This is a genomic window from Bacteroides sp. MSSM.1001136sp1_RTP21357st2_D2_RTP21359_211015 (genome assembly GCF_040913205.1).
Taxonomy (GTDB): Bacteria; Bacteroidota; Bacteroidia; order Bacteroidales; family Bacteroidaceae; genus Bacteroides; species Bacteroides ovatus.
In genome coordinates, this window is sequence record NZ_JBDFVF010000007.1 from 160,817 (window position 1) to 177,036 (window position 16,220).

Below are 16,220 nucleotides of genomic sequence, written 5' to 3' on the forward strand. Positions count from 1 at the left end.
TCCTCTTTTACTTCCTCCTCCTTCCGGTGATTTTAAGAGCTTTCTCATTGCCATGCTCTGCGGCCTTTTCGAACCACTCCATTGCAATTTCATCGTTTTCTTCCACGCCATTTCCTGTCAAATAGGCATTTCCAAGTTCAAATTGTGCTTTATCGTTATTTTTCTCGGCAGCTTTCAGCAACCATTGCACTGCAGCTTCCGGATCAGGGTTACAACCTTCGCCATACATCATCATCTTGCCCAGATAATAAATTGCAGCGACATTCTCATTCCCCGCCGCATCCGTGAACCAGCGATAGGCCTCGGCATAATTCTGTTTCACACCTACTCCGTTATAATAGCAAAGTCCGGTACGATACATACTTGTCGTATTTCCATTATCCGCAGCCAGTGTATAATATTTAAAGGCTTCCGTTTCATTCTCTTCCACTCCGATACCCATTTCATAACAGATACCCAGTCCTTCACTATACCATTCATATTCGGCAGCTTTCTTGAAATAAGCAAAAGCCTTTTCCGACTCATTCAGGCTATCATAGTCATACAGATAATACTCACCCACACGCAGCATAGCCATCGGAATCTCATTAGCCACTGCCTTTTCATACCATTCCACTGCCGTTTTATTATCTTCCAGACAGGGACCGCAACCGAAGAAATAATAATCTCCCATCTTAAACTGAGCATAGCCATAATCCTGTTCAGCAGCCTTCATCATATATTCCACTGCCTTCTGTGGATTCTCTTCCACGCCATTACCATTCTCATAAGCCATCCCCAGTTCCGTCAGACAACGGGCTTCATTCTTTTCCGCCCCTTTACTAAACCATTCGAGTGCCCTATCCCAGTTTTCTTCCGTTCCGATACCTTCTCTATAGCAACGTCCCAAAGCAAAGATCGCATCATTATCGTCCGCTTCAGCTGCCTTTGTATACCAGGCAAAGGCCTCTTCCGGTTTCACTTCACCAAGAACACCCTTTTCCATATAAAGACCTACACGGAACATTGCATAAGGATAACCCTGTTCGGCAGCCTTGCTAATCAGTTCAAATGACTTTTCATAATTCTTCTCCACTCCATCGCCATTCTCATATAAGAATGCCAGTTCCACAAGGGCAAAGCAAGCACCCAGTTCGGCCGCTTTTTCATAATATTCCCTTGATTTTACAGGGTCCTTCACACCGCTATATCCATTAGCCAGATAAAGAGCCACACGGCAATACCCATCGGCATTATTCAGTGAAGCCGCTTTTTCATAAAACTCTAAAGCCTTCACATAATCCGGTTCTTCAGACAAGAAGCCACGTTCATACATCCAGCCCAAACGATAAGCTGCACTTCCCGAACCCAACTCAATGGCTTTCTCCAACAACTCTTTCGCGCGATTCATGTCTTCCGGCACCAAATCACCGTTGAAATAAATATTGGCCAGTCCTTCGATACCTTGTATATAATCATCCTCCACGCAACGGTTCAGACACATCAGTCCACGTTCCACGTTCTTATATTCATCATTATACAGGTAGATCAATGCCAGTTCATACGCACTGTAGGGTTCACAATAAAGCATGCCCTTTTCCAGCCATTCAATCGCCTTAGGCATATCCAGCCATTCCTCCTCCTGATAGTTATATCCCAGGAAATTGGCGGCAGACCACACACCGGCATGCCAAGCCTTTTCCCAAAGTTCAAAGCTCAGTTCTTTCGGTTTATTCAGTTCCGGGTAACGGAAATAAAGCGTAGCCAGATTTTTAAGACTATAAAGATTGGGAACTATTTCCAGGGCTTTTTCGTAATAAGCAGCTTCCTCTGCCACGTTACCTTCCGCCCTGTCGAGCGCATCCCCCAACGCTGCATATACATGAGCACGCAAACGTTCTCCTTCAGGCAGTTCGGCAAGCAGTTCATTCCGTATCTGTAATGCCTTTGCTTTATCCCCTGTAAATTCTTCGGCAAAAGCACGATAATGCTTTCCCCATAAAATAGCTTCGGGAGAAGTGAGAGCTGCAAAACGCCGTTCACCCTCTTCTTTATCTTGTTCGCAATAGAATCCCATGTATCGCCAATAGGCAACAGTTGCTTCCGCTTCAGCCCAACCCATATCGGCGGCCTTCTCGTAGCATGGAAACAAATAACTCATGTCCCGCTTTCCATAACGGGCTTCGGAATATTGTGCACCCTTCTGCGCCCATCCCGCACCGCTAAACTCTGCCACACGGTCGCATACCTGCATCACCTTTTCCCACCAGAATTCATATTCTTCCGCGTTGAGTTCTACCTCTACGTTACAGTCAAAAGCACTGAATATCAGTTCAAAAAAATCTTCTGTTAATTTCTCGTCTTCTTTTGTGTCCAAAGCATATTCACATACAGCCAATGCTTCCCACCAGTTTTCCGCACTTAACAATGAAGCCGGTGTATACTGCGGAAACCATACCCTTGCAGGCTGTCCGGATGCTTTAATTTTAGCGGATAACTCCCCAAATTTCTCTTTTAAAGTTTTCATGATATAGAACTTTACCTTAATTTTGTGTTACTAGTCAATAAAAAATCTCATAACGAGTGCAAGGTACAAATATTGACCGAATGCACAAACAAGAGTCTCAAAAAAAACGAAGTTCCAACAAAAAGAGAACATTACAACTACCTGATTTCTGAATACAGTAAAATTCCTCCCAATAATCATTCATTATCAGGCACAAATTACACACATTCCACAGCTTTCCAAATGACGATTACACAAAATATAACGACTGTTACTTCTACAACCCCAAAAGTTGTCGCAAACATTGCACCGATGTTTCAATCTGCCAACGATCTTCCAATTCGTCTGCATTAAAGATATATTGTGCCTGATGATAAAAAGGAGCACGCTTCTCGAGTGCCTGAATAATGAACGCTTTCAGTTCTTCATCCTCTTTACCCTGAAGAATAGGACGTTGTTGTTTAGCCACACGCAAGCGCCTGAACAACACATCCGGATGCACCTCCAGAAAAACAGTCTTTCCGGTCCGGTTCATAAAATCCATATTATCATAAAAACAAGGCGCTCCACCCCCCGTCGAAATTACCACATTCTCAAACTCGGCTACTTCATGGAGCATATTTCTCTCCAGCTCCCTGAATCCTGTTTCGCCTCGTTCAATGAATAATTCTCCAACGGTTTTGTGAAAACGCTCTTCAATATACCAGTCCAGATCGATGAACGGTATATTCATATGCCGGGCAAAAGCCTTACCCAACGTCGTTTTTCCGGCACCCATATAGCCGGTAAGGAAGATACGAACCATAAATGATTAATTTTGCTCACAAAATTAATCATTTAATGAAGAATGAAGAATGAAGAATAAAGAATTTTAGCCATTATGCCATCCAATTCTTCATTATTCATTCTTCATTCCCGATTTATTTAAAGATTCTCACCCGTTCTTCAAGCGGCTGGAATTCTTTTTCACCCGGTTTGCCGACAGGAAGTCCGAACGGCATTTCCGCAATCAGATGCCAATGTTCCGGCAAATCCCATGCACGGCGCACTTCTTCATCAATCAACGGGTTATAGTGTTGCAGCGATGCTCCGAAACCTACATCTTCGAGCATCACCCAGATAGCTAACTGGTGCATGGCAGAAGTCTGCAATGACCATCCCGGGAAATTCTCCTGATAAGACGGGAAAGCCTCCTGAAGTCCTTTCACCACTTTTTGATCCTCAAAGAACAGTACAGTTCCATAACCACAGGCAAAGGAATGATCTATCTTCTCTTCTGTCTTGACAAACGCTTCAGCCGGTACAATCTTCTTTAATGCGTCCTTCACAATCTGCCACAATTTCTTATGCGATTCTCCCAATAGAAGTACCACACGGGTAGATTGCGAATTGAATGCCGACGGCACATGGCGCACGGTCATATTAACGATACATTCGATCTCCTGATCGGATATAGGTGACTGATTAGTAATTGAATAGTAAGTTCGACGTTGTTTCAAAGCTTCACTAAAAGATCTTTCCATCATAGTTTCTTTCTTATTTTATATTCTTAAAACTCTCTTTTTTTTATAACAAGTAGCCCCCCTAACTTGTTCAGTTAGAGAATATATTTGTACCTTCGCAGCGTCAATTCATTGACTATCTAAAATTATCGTCAGAAAAAATGGCTAAACAGAAATTTTATGTAGTATGGGAAGGCGTCACCCCCGGAGTTTATACTTCCTGGACAGACTGCCAGCTTCAAATCAAAGGATATGAAGCTGCCAAATACAAATCATTTGACACGCGCGAAGAAGCGGAACGCGCGTTGACAATGTCTCCCTATGCTTATATCGGCAAGAATGCAAAGGCTAAATCAGGAGGTCCCAAACCTTCTTCGGATACCTTACCCTCTTGTGTGATCGACAATAGCCTGGCTGTCGATGCAGCCTGTAGCGGTAATCCGGGACCGATGGAATATCGCGGCGTACACATTGCCAGCCGTCAGGAGATTTTTCATTTCGGCCCGATGAAAGGCACGAATAATATCGGCGAGTTTCTAGCCATCGTACACGGGTTGGCGTTGTTGAAAAAGAAAGGTTTCGATATGCCCATTTACAGTGACAGCGCGAATGCCATCAGCTGGGTACGACAGAAGAAGTGCAAGACCAAGCTCCCCCGGACCCCGGAAACAGAAGAACTCTTTCTGTTGATTGAACGGGCAGAAAAATGGTTGCAGGGAAACACCTATACCACCCCTATTCTGAAATGGGAAACGAAAGAATGGGGAGAAATTCCGGCCGACTTCGGCAGAAAATAAAAGAACATAAATTTCAATATAAGATAAAGATGAAAACATTGACTTCAAACAAAGCTTTCTGGCTGTTACTAGTCATTTGCGTAGTTACTATCCTGCCTTTCCTCGGTTTATCGGAGTACCACACCAAAGGGGAGCCTCGCGAATCTATTGTCTCCTACTCCATGCTGGATAGCGGAAACTGGATTTTACCCAGAAACAACGGAGGAGAAATGGCTTACAAACCGCCTTTCTTCCACTGGAGTATAGCCGCTGTTTCGGCAGCAGTAAACGGAGGGCAAGTCACAGAAATGACCTCCCGCTTGCCGTCTGCCATCGCCCTGATCGCCATGACCCTCTGCGGCTTTCTGTTCTTTGCCAAAAGAAAAGGAGTGGAACTGGCGTTGTTGGCTGCCTTTATTACCCTGACTAATTTTGAGCTGCACCGGGCCGGAGCAAACTGCCGGGTGGATATGGTATTGACAGCACTCACCGTTGGCGCTCTGTATTGTCTCTACAAATGGTATGAGAAGGGACTCAAAGGTATTCCCTGGCTGGCCATTCTCCTGATGAGCTGCGGCACACTGACGAAAGGACCGGTAGGTACTATCATTCCATGTTTAGTGGTAGGCATCTTCTTATTACTCCGGGGTGTCAACTTCTTCAAAGCCTTCCTGTTACTTTCCGCTTGGGCCATTCTTTCACTCATCCTGCCTTTCTGCTGGTATGTCGCTGCTTACCAACAAGGTGGTGAAGAGTTCCTGGCATTAGTTATGGAAGAAAACTTCGGTCGTATGACTAATACCATGAGTTACAATTCATGCGTGAACCCCTGGCATTATAATTTTGTGACCCTATTTGCCGGATACGTTCCCTGGACACTGTTAGTCGTGCTCTCCCTGTTCAGCCTGACTTACCATAAATTCAGCATCCAACCGGCAGCCTGGTGGAAACGCTTCACCAGATGGATAAAGAATATGGACCCGGTGGATTTATTCTCTTTCACCAGTATCGTTGTAATCTTCGTCTTCTACTGTATTCCGCAGAGCAAACGTAGTGTATATCTGATGCCGATCTATCCTTTCATTGCTTATTTCCTTGCCAAATATCTATTCTATCTGGTCAAGAAGCAATCTAAAGTCATCAAGGTATACGGAAGTATTCTTGCAGTAATCAGCCTGCTACTGTTCACCTGCTTCATCGTATTAAAATGCGGACTCATCCCTGAAACTATTTTCCAGGGTCGTCACGCGCAGGACAATATTAATTTCATGCGTGCAATACAGAATATCAGCGGAGCAGGGGCCTTATTCCTGATTGCCATTCCTACCATTCTCGGTATCTACTGGTGGTTCTATCAACGGAAAAATGCATTGAACAACCGTTTCCTATACGCTCTCGTTGTGCTTACAATGGGATTATACCTTGCATTGGACGGTGCTTATCAGCCGGCAGCATTAAATTCGAAGTCGGTCAAATTCATCGCTACAGAAATAGAAAAGGTTGCGCCGGAAAGCGAAGGAACGATGTACGAATTCATTGAAGAAAGTCTGCATGCAGCAGGTGACCCCGTACATTTTTTCGAACTCAATTTCTATCTGCACAATCGTCTCGACAACTTCTATGAGAAACGTCCTTCGGAAGGTTTCTTGTTAATCGGCACGAATGATGCAGAGAAATATCTTCCCGAATTCGAGAAAGAAGGGTATCAGTTTGAGGAGGTATATGAATCCCCTAAACGAGTACTCCGGCAAATAGCCAAGATATACAAGTTCGTTAAAAACCAACAGCCTGAAAATACTGAAACGACTCCTATTGTTGAGTAAAAGGTATAGAATTAAGCGTTTTTCCATGCTTCACAAGGAACTCCGCCGATTGGAGCATGGAAAAACTATATTCTTTTAAAGGCAAAAAGCTATCATCCATCGGAACAGCATTCAATTTGCCGTTACCGATATCATAAGTAAGTTCCTGCTGAGTCTCGTAATTATAAAGGTAGAGTAACGTGTCATTGCGTCCCACCACCATATTGTCAGCAGTATAGAACATACAGGGACGTTCTTCCTTCAGCAAGTCCACTCCAAAATTATTCTGTAGATAATCAATATTCAACAGCCCTAATATTGTTGGCTGTATATCTACCTGACCGCCAAATGTAGTTTTCTCTTCCGGCTGAATACGGCTGGAGTAAATCATCAGTGGAATATGATTATAAGATTCCGGCAGTTCACATTCGGCGTCTCCCACCAGTTTGCCATGATCCCCTTCCAATACGAATATCGTATTATCAAACCAGGGTTGTTTACGCGCCTCTTCAAAGAACTGACGCAAAGCCCAATCCGCATACTCAACGATCTGCGTCTCCGGTTCACTTGTTTTCGGATGGAAGAAAGGAGGTATCACATACGGCGGATGATTACTGATGGACAGTAAAGTAGCAAAAAACGGTTGTCCGGTGGCAGCCCGCTGATTCAATACCGGAATTGCGTAGTCATACAAGAAATCATCCTGCACTCCAAAGCTATTCACAACCTTATCAGCCGGATAGTTTTCTTGTGAAAACACTTCATCATAGCCGTTCGTCCGGAAGAAAGCGTTCATATTATCATACTGCCCTTCATGCGTCATAAAGAAAAGGTTGTAATAGCCGTTTTCTTTCAGTACGGTAGGCAGTCCCGAATAGCGGGGAATGACAGAGCCTTTCATCAGGTTCCGTTTCATCATAGCCGGAAAAGAATACAAGGTGGCATACAAACCATGGTTCGTATGGATTCCTGCCGAATAGAAATTGCGGAAACTGATAGAACGGGTATACAGGCTATCCAGGAAAGGAGTCAAAGTCTCCGATTGCCCGAAATGCTTCATAAACTTGGCGGACATAGACTCCATCATAATCAAGACGACATTAGGACGGCGTTGTTGCACGCTATCCGCTTTTGCAGCATGCCTGTAAACAGCCAACGGGGAAACATTCGCATCTCCCGGACGGTTGAGCAGAGCTTGCGCCTTGGTGATGGCTTCCTGTTCATCCATCAGATGCAAATATTTATTTTCAGGCCTCATATCATCCATCACACTCGTCAGCAGGTTAAAAGTAGGACTTACTCCCAGTTGATTGAGAAAAGCATCCTGACAGAAATATGCCGCACTTACTTTGATCGGGTTATAGCCTGTACGCCCCCGGATTCCAAAGATGCAGAGTCCGATTAAGCAAGCACCGATCAGAACCGCCCCTCCTCGCTTCCAATAAGGAAACGGAGCGGAAATGGTAAGGCTACGATGATGGAAATAACGTGCCAGATAGATAAGCCAAACTACGAATCCGGCCAGAAAGAGAAGGAATAATCCGATGGACAGATAATAGGCACTTTCCCCCAATATCATTCCGGCGGTAGTTCCCGCATAACCGAACCATTCGAATATGGAAGAGTTGATATGTTTAAAGAAATAGGCAAAATAAGGAATGTCTGACGCACTGATTAAATAAACCAATCCATAAAAGACACTGAAAAAGATCGTAAAGAAACGGAACAACGCTTTCCCATAATAGTTGCAAACTCCACATACCACCGCAACTACCAGAGGCAACAGAAGTATGTAACAGCCTATCACATTGTCAAACCAGACACCATGCACAAAAGCAAGCATCGGAAGTGTCTTATCCGACAAGGCTTCAGAGGTCAACTGATGATAAGATGAGATAAAAAGTACCAGGCGAAACAGTCCTGCGATCAGTAAAGCCGAAACATGTATGGTAAGAATATATACAACAAGATTTAGAAAACGTTTCATAATAGCCTTTTCTTTTTATGAATTAAATGAAAGGGATTGAATAGTGTTATTTCCTCCCTTTATAGATATAAACGAAATGAAGAATCAGGAAATTGATAGGCACCACGATAATCATTACCAGTATCGGTGCAAGCAGTTCACCCGCCCCTATCCAGAGGAAGAGATTCAGTAAGCCGATCTCAAGCAGGTAATTAATCAGATGACTAAAACCAAAGCCGATCGCATTATGCGAGGATGGTCTGGAACGAAAGGTGAAGAAAGTAGTCAGGAAGTAGTTGCAGACAAATCCTACAGCATAACCAGCCGTAAAGGAGATATTGGCATTCGCAACCAACAAGACCAGGCAATATACGCCGTAATGAATGGCTGAAGATATAGTGCCGACAACTCCAAAACGAACAAACTGCCAGAACTTATCCCGCCAATCCGGGTGCTTCTCAAGTATAGCCTTACTTATTCTGATCATCGTACAACACTTCTTCCACATTATAGAGCGGACGACGTTTTACCTCTTTATAAATCTTGCCAATATACAGTCCGACAGCTCCTATGGATAATAAAACAACCCCGCCAACAAACCAGATAGACAACATCAAAGAGGCCCAGCCATGTTCCGCAGTACCCGAAATCAATGCGTAAAGAACATAGATTCCAATCAAAATACTGATAAAAACAAAGATACCTCCCAGATAAACAATTCCGTAAATGGGCTTTACCGAGAAAGAGGTTATCCCGTCCAAAGCCAGACTGAACATCTTTCTCACTGTATATTTGGAAGTTCCGGCTGTCCGTTCCCGAATCACATCATCTACCGTAGTAGAAGGGAAACCCAGCAACGGGATAATACCACGCAGATAGACATTGCGTTCCTGATAATGAGACAACTGTTCCAGCACTCTCCGGCTTAGAAAACGAAAATCCGCATGATTGTAGATAGTCTCCACTCCCATCCGGTGCTGTAATTTATAAAAGGCTGTTGCAGAAAGACGTTTCAACACGGGGTCTGCCTGACGAGATACTTTCACTCCATATACAACATCATATCCTTGCGTATAAGCATCGATCATCTCCTCAATCGCATTCAGATCATCCTGCAAATCGGCATCAATGGTAATAACGGCATCACTCCAGTCTTTAGCGGTCATCATACCGGCCATGATCGCATACTGATGTCCCACGTTCCGTGCCAGATTCATTCCTTTTATATAAGGATTCGTCCCGTGCAATTTCTTAATGATGCTCCATGTACGATCTTTGCTGCCATCATTCACAAAGAGCACAAAGCTGTCGGCACTGATCTTTTCTTTCGCCACCAACTCATCAAACAAGGCTGTCAAACGGGCGGCCGAATCTTCCAACACTTCCTCCTCATTATAGCAGGGGGATACAATAGCCAATTTTATCATTTTTCGTCCGGTTTATTTAGTTCAGCCAGTTTTATCTGTGCAAATTCCGAGTAAGTCATAAAAGCATATCCTTTTTCTTTCAGTTTGCGGATAAGCATATCCAAACGTTCTTCCATTCCTTTACCGGAATGATTGCGGATAATAAAAGGCATCTTAAATTCAGGATGTTCACCCAACGGGTAGAATTCCCACGGGTGGAAATAAGTCACAAAATATCCGTCATGCTTCAATACCCGGTTTACCAGGAGTTGATACAGCCACATCGGCAGATTATGACAAGACAACCAGAATAGCGGGAAGCGAATCCACGGAGTTACAGAAGCCGGGATTTGAAGTAACTTACCCGTCATAAAGCAGGTACGGGGCTCCGACAAATGCATATATCTTCCGGGGATAAATGCGGGATTCAATGAGGAGTTATATACATACCCCATCCGTTCAAGTTCCGTATCTGATACGGGGAACATACGCGGCTGGCGATAACCTTGTATCGTCCTGCCGGTAAGGCGTTCCAGAATTTCTTTTGAACGACTGACATCCGAAGCCTGTGGCTGCCAATGGTCACATCCATGCGCAGCAACTTCATGCCCTTCGTCCATAATGCGCCACATCACTTCCGGCGCATTTTCTGCAAAATTGCTTGTACAAAAGAAAGTAGCTTTCACCCCGTTTTTTTTCAGGCAGTCCAGTATCTTGTTCGTACCATAGACTGACACTTTCATTGCTTCATCCAGCGGAAAGTCTACACCATGCTCGCGAGGTACATCAAATTCTTCTGTATCAAAACTTAATAATATCATTGCAATATCAAGAATTACAACTGCTGCATATCATGCAGACGTTTATAGTAACCGTTTAACTCAATGAGTTCTTCATGCTTACCACGTTCCACAATCTCACCCTCATACAGTACACAGATTTCATCTGCATTCTTAATCGTAGAAAGACGGTGGGCAATAGCAATCGTCGTACGTGTTTTCATCAAACGTTCCAACGCTTCCTGTACAAGACGTTCTGATTCGGTATCCAAAGCAGAAGTAGCCTCATCAAGAATCAGAATCGGAGGATTCTTCAAAATAGCACGCGCAATACTGATACGCTGACGCTGACCACCGGACAATTTTCCGCCACGGTCACCGATATTCATATTATATCCTTCCGGTTTCTCCATAATGAAATCATGCGCATTGGCAATCTTCGCCGCCTCTACTACTTGTTCCATTGTCGCATTCTCCACACCAAAAGCAATGTTATTGAAGAATGTATCATTAAACAGAATAGCCTCCTGGTTTACATTACCAATCAAACTGCGCAAATCTGCAATACGTACATCACGAATACTTGTTCCGTCAATGGTAATATCACCTTCCTGCACATCGTGGTAACGCGGCAACAAATCGACTAATGTAGATTTACCGGATCCCGATTGACCAACCAGTGCGATTGTTTTTCCTTTGGGAACTGTCAGGTTTACATGCTTCAACACCTCTCTTTTACCATCATAGCTGAAAGAGATATCTTTAAATTCGATTCTATCATTCAAACCTTTCAACGGTTTCGGATTCGGAATTTCCTTAATCTTATTCTCTGCCTTCAGGATTTTGTCCACACGTTCCATGGAAGCCAACCCTTTCGGAATGTTGTATCCCGCTTTAGCAAAGTCTTTCAATGGATTGATTACACTATATAAGATAACCATATAGAAGATGAATGTAGGAGCATCGATGGTTGCATTCTTTCCTAAAATCAATGTACCTCCAAACCACAATACAGCTACAATCAGAATCGTTCCTAAGAACTCACTCATCGGATGAGCCATAGCCTGACGTATAGCAACCTTGTTTGTCGCATCCCGGAGCTCGTTGCTACATTTGGTGAAGCGGTTAATCATTTTATCTTCCGCAATAAAAGCCTTGATGATGCGCAAGCCTCCCAGTGTTTCTTCTAATTGTGACATCGTATCACTCCACTTAGCCTGTGCTTCCAGTGATTGACGTTTCAGTTTTCTTCCGACGACTCCCATCAACCAACCCATTCCCGGTAATACAATGATAGTAAAAAGAGTCAACTGCCAACTAACCGTAACCAATGTCACAAAATATATAATAATCAGAATCGGGCTTTTCATCAACATATCCAATGAACTGGTAATGGAATTTTCCACTTCCCCCACATCACCACTCATACGAGCTATAATATCTCCCTTTCTTTCTTCCGAGAAGAAAGACATCGGCAGACGCATTACCTTAGCATACACCATAATACGAATATCACGTACCACTCCTGTACGTAATGGAATCATCACGGCTGAAGAAGCAAAGTAACAACCGGTTTTAAACAATGTCATCACCATCAGGAATAGTCCCAAGAAAATAAGAGCTACAGTGGGACCATTATCCACAATCATCTGAGAGATGTAATAATAGAAGTTATTCTTGGCAACATCTGCTAAATCGCCACTACCCCATTCCATAAAATGGTACACCTTATCTGCTCCTTCTGTTTTAAACAGAATACTCAAGATAGGAATCAAAAAAGTAAATGAGAACACATTGAATACAGCAGACAAAATATTCAGCAAAATAGCCCAGCCGATATACTTCTTATAAGGCGACACAAAACGTCGCATTAGTTGTAGAAATTCCTTCATTATTTACCATTAAAAAAGTTAAGACCGCAAAGATACAATAAAACAGATTAACAGGCAGCAGTTTCTATTAATTATTAACGCGATTTATCGAAAAGCCCTCTTCAATAAATGAAATATGACTTAATAATTCTCTTTCAGCCAAATACCCAAGAAACGATCATATATTTGACAAATACCCATTTCCTGAGTCACAAAATCCTTTTCCAGCAACCCTTTTAGTGCTGCCTGAACTGAACTAGCAGAAGCCAGTTTGTATTTTTTAATAAAAGTGCCGGAAGTGAGAGCTTTAGCCCTTCCTTCTTTAGTGATAGCAATTAGCAGTTCCTTTTGTTTCTCCGGCAAACGAAAAAGAATTTCCGAATAAGTATATCTGAATGAATCAATAATCTGCCGAATAGCCCCTGACACCATTCCCACTTTACAAACTCCGTACTCCGGGGTCATATCATAAAGTGTATTCAATACTTTTTGTATATACCATGTGATTCCTTCAAACTGTTGATAAACTGTGGTAACAGCACTTTCCTCTATTTCTTTGCCTGCACGTTTGAAATGCATACTTGCAAAACGAATATATTCTTCTAAAGGAATACTTTCCAAATGCATCATTGACACACTTTGATAAAAAGGTCTGGAAGGCGTCAAAAACATATTCCCCATCACATGTCGCTGGCTCCCGGCAAAAATGAAACGCGCATTATTACAATGCTGCACATAAGTCCGGAGAGTAGCCTCTACATTTTTCTCCACATATCCAGTAATCTGCTGAAATTCATCAATAGCAATCAAACAAGGCTTATCCGCTTGCTCTAAATACCGGAAGATTTCATCAAGCGTAGTAGCCGGAGCTTGTATATCTCCTAATCCCAGATTCAAAGAAGGCATACCATTCACATCAAAAGAGATACTAGCCTGCAAAGATTTTACACATTCCCAAAAGCCATGCAAAGCTTTCTTCCCCATAGGTTTCAGTACTTCCAAAATCTCCTTACTAAGTGCAAAGACCAAATCACGCAATGAACGGCTATCATATATATCAATAAAAAAGGTATAGTAACCCTGTTTAATTTCAGGAAACTGAAAGCAATGACGGATCAGCCCTGTTTTTCCCATTCGCCGGGTAGAGACAAGAGCCAAATTATTCCCATTCATCACCTCGCGCACCAACTGTTCGCTCTCAAAACGGCGATCGCAAAAATAATCAGCAGAGACATATCCGCTTGTTATAAAAGGATTTCTTATCATAGTCTTCATACATCTCACGTTATTACGCAAAGATAATTATTATAAAATAATAAAAGCCATCTACTATACATTATTTCATCATCATCCTTACTCTACAGGCATCACATGATAATAAACCCCACGTGTTTTCCTAAACGACTTTACTCTCAGCCTCTGCAATATACGTCCGAAATAATTAACTTGTCCGGCAGAGAATTTCATTTTACTTGCCTTTTGTATCCGCTGCAATATATCCGCAGCAAGCAACCATTCTCCCTCTTCTTCCTCTTCCGCTGCCCGGTAATATACCTGAAACAATTGTTCAATCGCCGGCGACTGTTCAAACTCCCGGTTAGCCTCCGTCATAATCGCCTCCTCTTTTTCATCAAACCAATAGCGCTCATTACTCCGCAATGCAGCCATTGCCTGTGCATATAACTGCTCATAATCAATAGGGCGGACCACATCTATCACTCCCGTCACCTCGACACCGATAAAACGGCGACTGCCGGAAGTATCCGTCAACAGATCCTTATGATTACTTGTGCCTATAAAAGAAGCGTACCGGCGGAGTTCCTCCACTGCCGAAGCATTCGGACGTCGCGTATTGACAACAGGCTTTTGCAGAATATGCTTGAGAAAAGACTGCTGACTGATGCCAATCTGATCGAACTCATCCATATTAATCAATAAAAAGCGATTCAAATACAGTTCAGCATCCCGTTTCCGACTGAAATCGATACTGTCCGTATAATATGCCTGTAAACATGGTGGTAAGATCAAGCGGCAAAATGTAGACTTACGATAAGCTTGCGGGCCTATCAATATAGGCGAAGTGCTATTCGCATGATTCTTACCCATCCCACGCCAATGTGCGACCATACTAAGAAACCAACGACGAAACAATTGAGTCCAATAAGGATGGTCACAAGGAACCCGTTTGGCTAAATTGCCAATATAATCCTTACCGTTCCAACGAGGAAGGTCATAAAGAAACTCTTCAATAGGTTGATAAACCGGTACATGATCCGAATTCAGGAAACGCACGACATCTTTATCCCAAAGTTTAAGCCCCTCATATTGTGCATTCATTGTAATGCTTGCCATCAACCGTTTATCCACCGGAAGAAAATAAAAATTAAAGCTATTCCGTTCGCGACATTCCACTTGTGACGTTAGTTGGTTGAAACGGAAATCATAACGCCGTTTCATAAACTCATCCATCTGCATGACAAATAATTGTTCCGGCAACAGGCTGCTCTTACTCGCAAATCCCTCTGAAGTCCGATATACATTCCGTACAGTCCCCCGAACCAATGTATCATCTTTTGGCAAACGATAATGCGCCCGACACCATCGCACCGTATCTTCTTCAGGAATACCGGCGCGAAAACAATACCCGGCCAGATTTATCAACAAAGACTGTTTATCACCTTCTTCCGGTTGATAACCATCCTCCTCATCCAGTGCACGTGCGAAGGCTGCTTCAAAAAGAACAGAAAGCGCATCACATCTTTCATACCCCGGTGCAAGCCGTTGCAATGGTGAAGTTTCCGTTTGCACCCGTTCACGATAAGTGGTTTCGCCCGGCATAGCCACAGGTTGTTTCATATAAATAGGCATCGCTTCGGGATTAAAATACAAATCCGGATCAAAAGTCCAGCGACAATATTGTTCCAATGAAGGTTCTTTCAGTTCGATATCAAAAGGAAGTTGGGGCTGATAGAATTTCACAGCCAACCGATAGGCGTGTGCATGAAAAAGCTCTGCCTGTTCACGGGTTTCCGGTAAAAGGTCATTGGGATAAGTAAAACGGACCCATATCTTCACTGACTTTCCGGAAGAACCGGTGAAAGCTAAATAAGTTTGCGGCAGCTCCCTCACCCGCTCTTTCACTTCATCCGCTTCCATATTCCCGGATAAGTTATTCACCTGAATCATCACAATTCCGTTGTATTCACTCATGGTCGTTATTCCGTCTTTGCGGAAAAAGGCCGCTGCAGGTATCACCTTCTGCACTTTCTGCACATAGTCATTTTTATCACCCGGAAGCATAAAAGGCAGGACTTCTCTCATTTTTGAAACAGACTGTGCTTTGGTTTCCACTTTCATTTGCTCTACGAGCTGTTCGATTCTTAACGTACGCATAGTGTTCACCTTGCCATCGTCTCTTACCAATGTTATTCTCATTGCTTAATTAATTTATTTGTCCTGCATGTGTTTGTAGGGCGATTATTACCACAGACAAATGTACGGTTAATATCCCGTATAAACAAATTTGACACCTCCCAAACGCACGTCCACTAGTAATGATTTGGGTTCTTCGTCAAATTTGGTGGTACTTCTTCTATTGTGAATAAATAATCTTCGCTCTCAGTAGTTTAATTC

Annotated in this window: 12 protein-coding genes; 2 read left to right on the forward strand and 10 right to left on the reverse strand. The window is 43.1% G+C overall.

Features of this window, described 5'->3' with window-relative positions; genetic code table 11:
* Window positions 1-7: 7 nt before the first annotated feature.
* The 3 genes from AB5217_RS07160 to AB5217_RS07170 all read right to left on the reverse strand — a co-directional run bounded on the left by AB5217_RS07160 (window position 8) and on the right by AB5217_RS07170 (window position 4,008).
* Window positions 8-2,506, reverse strand: coding sequence for a tetratricopeptide repeat protein (locus AB5217_RS07160; RefSeq protein ID WP_032842871.1), 2,499 nt, complete (start codon window positions 2,504-2,506; stop codon window positions 8-10).
* 256 nt (window positions 2,507-2,762) lie between these two features.
* The gene (locus tag AB5217_RS07165; RefSeq protein ID WP_032842870.1) at window positions 2,763-3,290 is read right to left on the reverse strand and encodes a shikimate kinase; all 528 of its coding nucleotides are present in this window, start codon (window positions 3,288-3,290) and stop codon (window positions 2,763-2,765) included.
* Between the two features lie 115 nt (window positions 3,291-3,405).
* Entirely contained in the window at window positions 3,406-4,008 is a 603-nt protein-coding gene (locus AB5217_RS07170; RefSeq protein ID WP_032842880.1) for a nitroreductase family protein, read from the reverse strand.
* Window positions 4,009-4,148: 140 nt separating this feature from the next.
* Between AB5217_RS07170 and AB5217_RS07175 the strand changes: the two genes are divergently transcribed.
* Window positions 4,149-4,784, forward strand: coding sequence for a viroplasmin family protein (locus AB5217_RS07175; protein ID WP_004324363.1), 636 nt, complete (start codon window positions 4,149-4,151; stop codon window positions 4,782-4,784).
* Between the two features lie 29 nt (window positions 4,785-4,813).
* Window positions 4,814-6,586: an ArnT family glycosyltransferase gene (locus tag AB5217_RS07180; RefSeq protein ID WP_032842869.1), complete on the forward strand. Its 1,773-nt coding sequence runs from the start codon at window positions 4,814-4,816 to the stop codon at window positions 6,584-6,586.
* On the opposite strand, the gene AB5217_RS07185 is transcribed toward AB5217_RS07180, so the two are convergent.
* The 7 genes from AB5217_RS07185 to AB5217_RS07215 form a co-directional block, all read right to left on the reverse strand.
* Window positions 6,573-8,552, reverse strand: a complete 1,980-nt coding sequence (locus AB5217_RS07185) for an LTA synthase family protein (RefSeq protein WP_032842868.1) — start codon at window positions 8,550-8,552, stop codon at window positions 6,573-6,575. The two genes, AB5217_RS07180 and AB5217_RS07185, sit on opposite strands and share 14 nt — an antisense overlap.
* A gap of 46 nt (window positions 8,553-8,598) precedes the next feature.
* A complete protein-coding gene (locus AB5217_RS07190; protein WP_032842867.1) occupies window positions 8,599-9,018 on the reverse strand; it encodes a GtrA family protein in 420 nt (139 codons plus the stop codon).
* Complete coding sequence (locus AB5217_RS07195; RefSeq protein ID WP_004309442.1) at window positions 9,002-9,958, reverse strand: glycosyltransferase family 2 protein; 957 nt, start codon at window positions 9,956-9,958, stop codon at window positions 9,002-9,004. Before AB5217_RS07195 ends, AB5217_RS07190 begins: the two co-directional genes overlap by 17 nt.
* Complete coding sequence (locus AB5217_RS07200) at window positions 9,955-10,758, reverse strand: polysaccharide deacetylase family protein (protein WP_032842866.1); 804 nt, start codon at window positions 10,756-10,758, stop codon at window positions 9,955-9,957. The genes AB5217_RS07195 and AB5217_RS07200 overlap by 4 nt, the downstream gene beginning before the upstream one ends.
* Window positions 10,759-10,772: 14 nt before the next feature.
* Window positions 10,773-12,608 carry an ABC transporter ATP-binding protein gene (locus AB5217_RS07205; protein ID WP_004298275.1) on the reverse strand — a complete coding sequence of 612 codons (1,836 nt, stop codon included), beginning with the start codon at window positions 12,606-12,608 and terminating at the stop codon, window positions 10,773-10,775.
* Between the two features lie 120 nt (window positions 12,609-12,728).
* Window positions 12,729-13,862: an AAA family ATPase gene (locus AB5217_RS07210; protein ID WP_004298276.1), complete on the reverse strand. Its 1,134-nt coding sequence runs from the start codon at window positions 13,860-13,862 to the stop codon at window positions 12,729-12,731.
* A gap of 78 nt (window positions 13,863-13,940) precedes the next feature.
* Window positions 13,941-16,022, reverse strand: a complete 2,082-nt coding sequence (locus tag AB5217_RS07215) for a BT4734/BF3469 family protein (protein ID WP_004309440.1) — start codon at window positions 16,020-16,022, stop codon at window positions 13,941-13,943.
* Window positions 16,023-16,220: the final 198 nt, after the last annotated feature.

What these genes read in the sequence shown, in the direction of transcription:
- AB5217_RS07160 (WP_032842871.1), bottom strand. Translation starts at nt 2,506, where the DNA reads ATGAAAACTTTAAAAGAGAAATTTGGGGAGTTATCCGCTAAAATTAAA.
- AB5217_RS07165 (WP_032842870.1), bottom strand. Translation starts at nt 3,290, where the DNA reads ATGGTTCGTATCTTCCTTACCGGCTATATGGGTGCCGGAAAAACGACG.
- AB5217_RS07170 (WP_032842880.1), bottom strand. Translation starts at nt 4,008, where the DNA reads ATGGAAAGATCTTTTAGTGAAGCTTTGAAACAACGTCGAACTTACTAT.
- AB5217_RS07175 (WP_004324363.1), top strand. Translation starts at nt 4,149, where the DNA reads ATGGCTAAACAGAAATTTTATGTAGTATGGGAAGGCGTCACCCCCGGA.
- AB5217_RS07180 (WP_032842869.1), top strand. Translation starts at nt 4,814, where the DNA reads ATGAAAACATTGACTTCAAACAAAGCTTTCTGGCTGTTACTAGTCATT.
- AB5217_RS07185 (WP_032842868.1), bottom strand. Translation starts at nt 8,552, where the DNA reads ATGAAACGTTTTCTAAATCTTGTTGTATATATTCTTACCATACATGTT.
- AB5217_RS07190 (WP_032842867.1), bottom strand. Translation starts at nt 9,018, where the DNA reads ATGATCAGAATAAGTAAGGCTATACTTGAGAAGCACCCGGATTGGCGG.
- AB5217_RS07195 (WP_004309442.1), bottom strand. Translation starts at nt 9,958, where the DNA reads ATGATAAAATTGGCTATTGTATCCCCCTGCTATAATGAGGAGGAAGTG.
- AB5217_RS07200 (WP_032842866.1), bottom strand. Translation starts at nt 10,758, where the DNA reads ATGATATTATTAAGTTTTGATACAGAAGAATTTGATGTACCTCGCGAG.
- AB5217_RS07205 (WP_004298275.1), bottom strand. Translation starts at nt 12,608, where the DNA reads ATGAAGGAATTTCTACAACTAATGCGACGTTTTGTGTCGCCTTATAAG.
- AB5217_RS07210 (WP_004298276.1), bottom strand. Translation starts at nt 13,862, where the DNA reads ATGAAGACTATGATAAGAAATCCTTTTATAACAAGCGGATATGTCTCT.
- AB5217_RS07215 (WP_004309440.1), bottom strand. Translation starts at nt 16,022, where the DNA reads ATGAGAATAACATTGGTAAGAGACGATGGCAAGGTGAACACTATGCGT.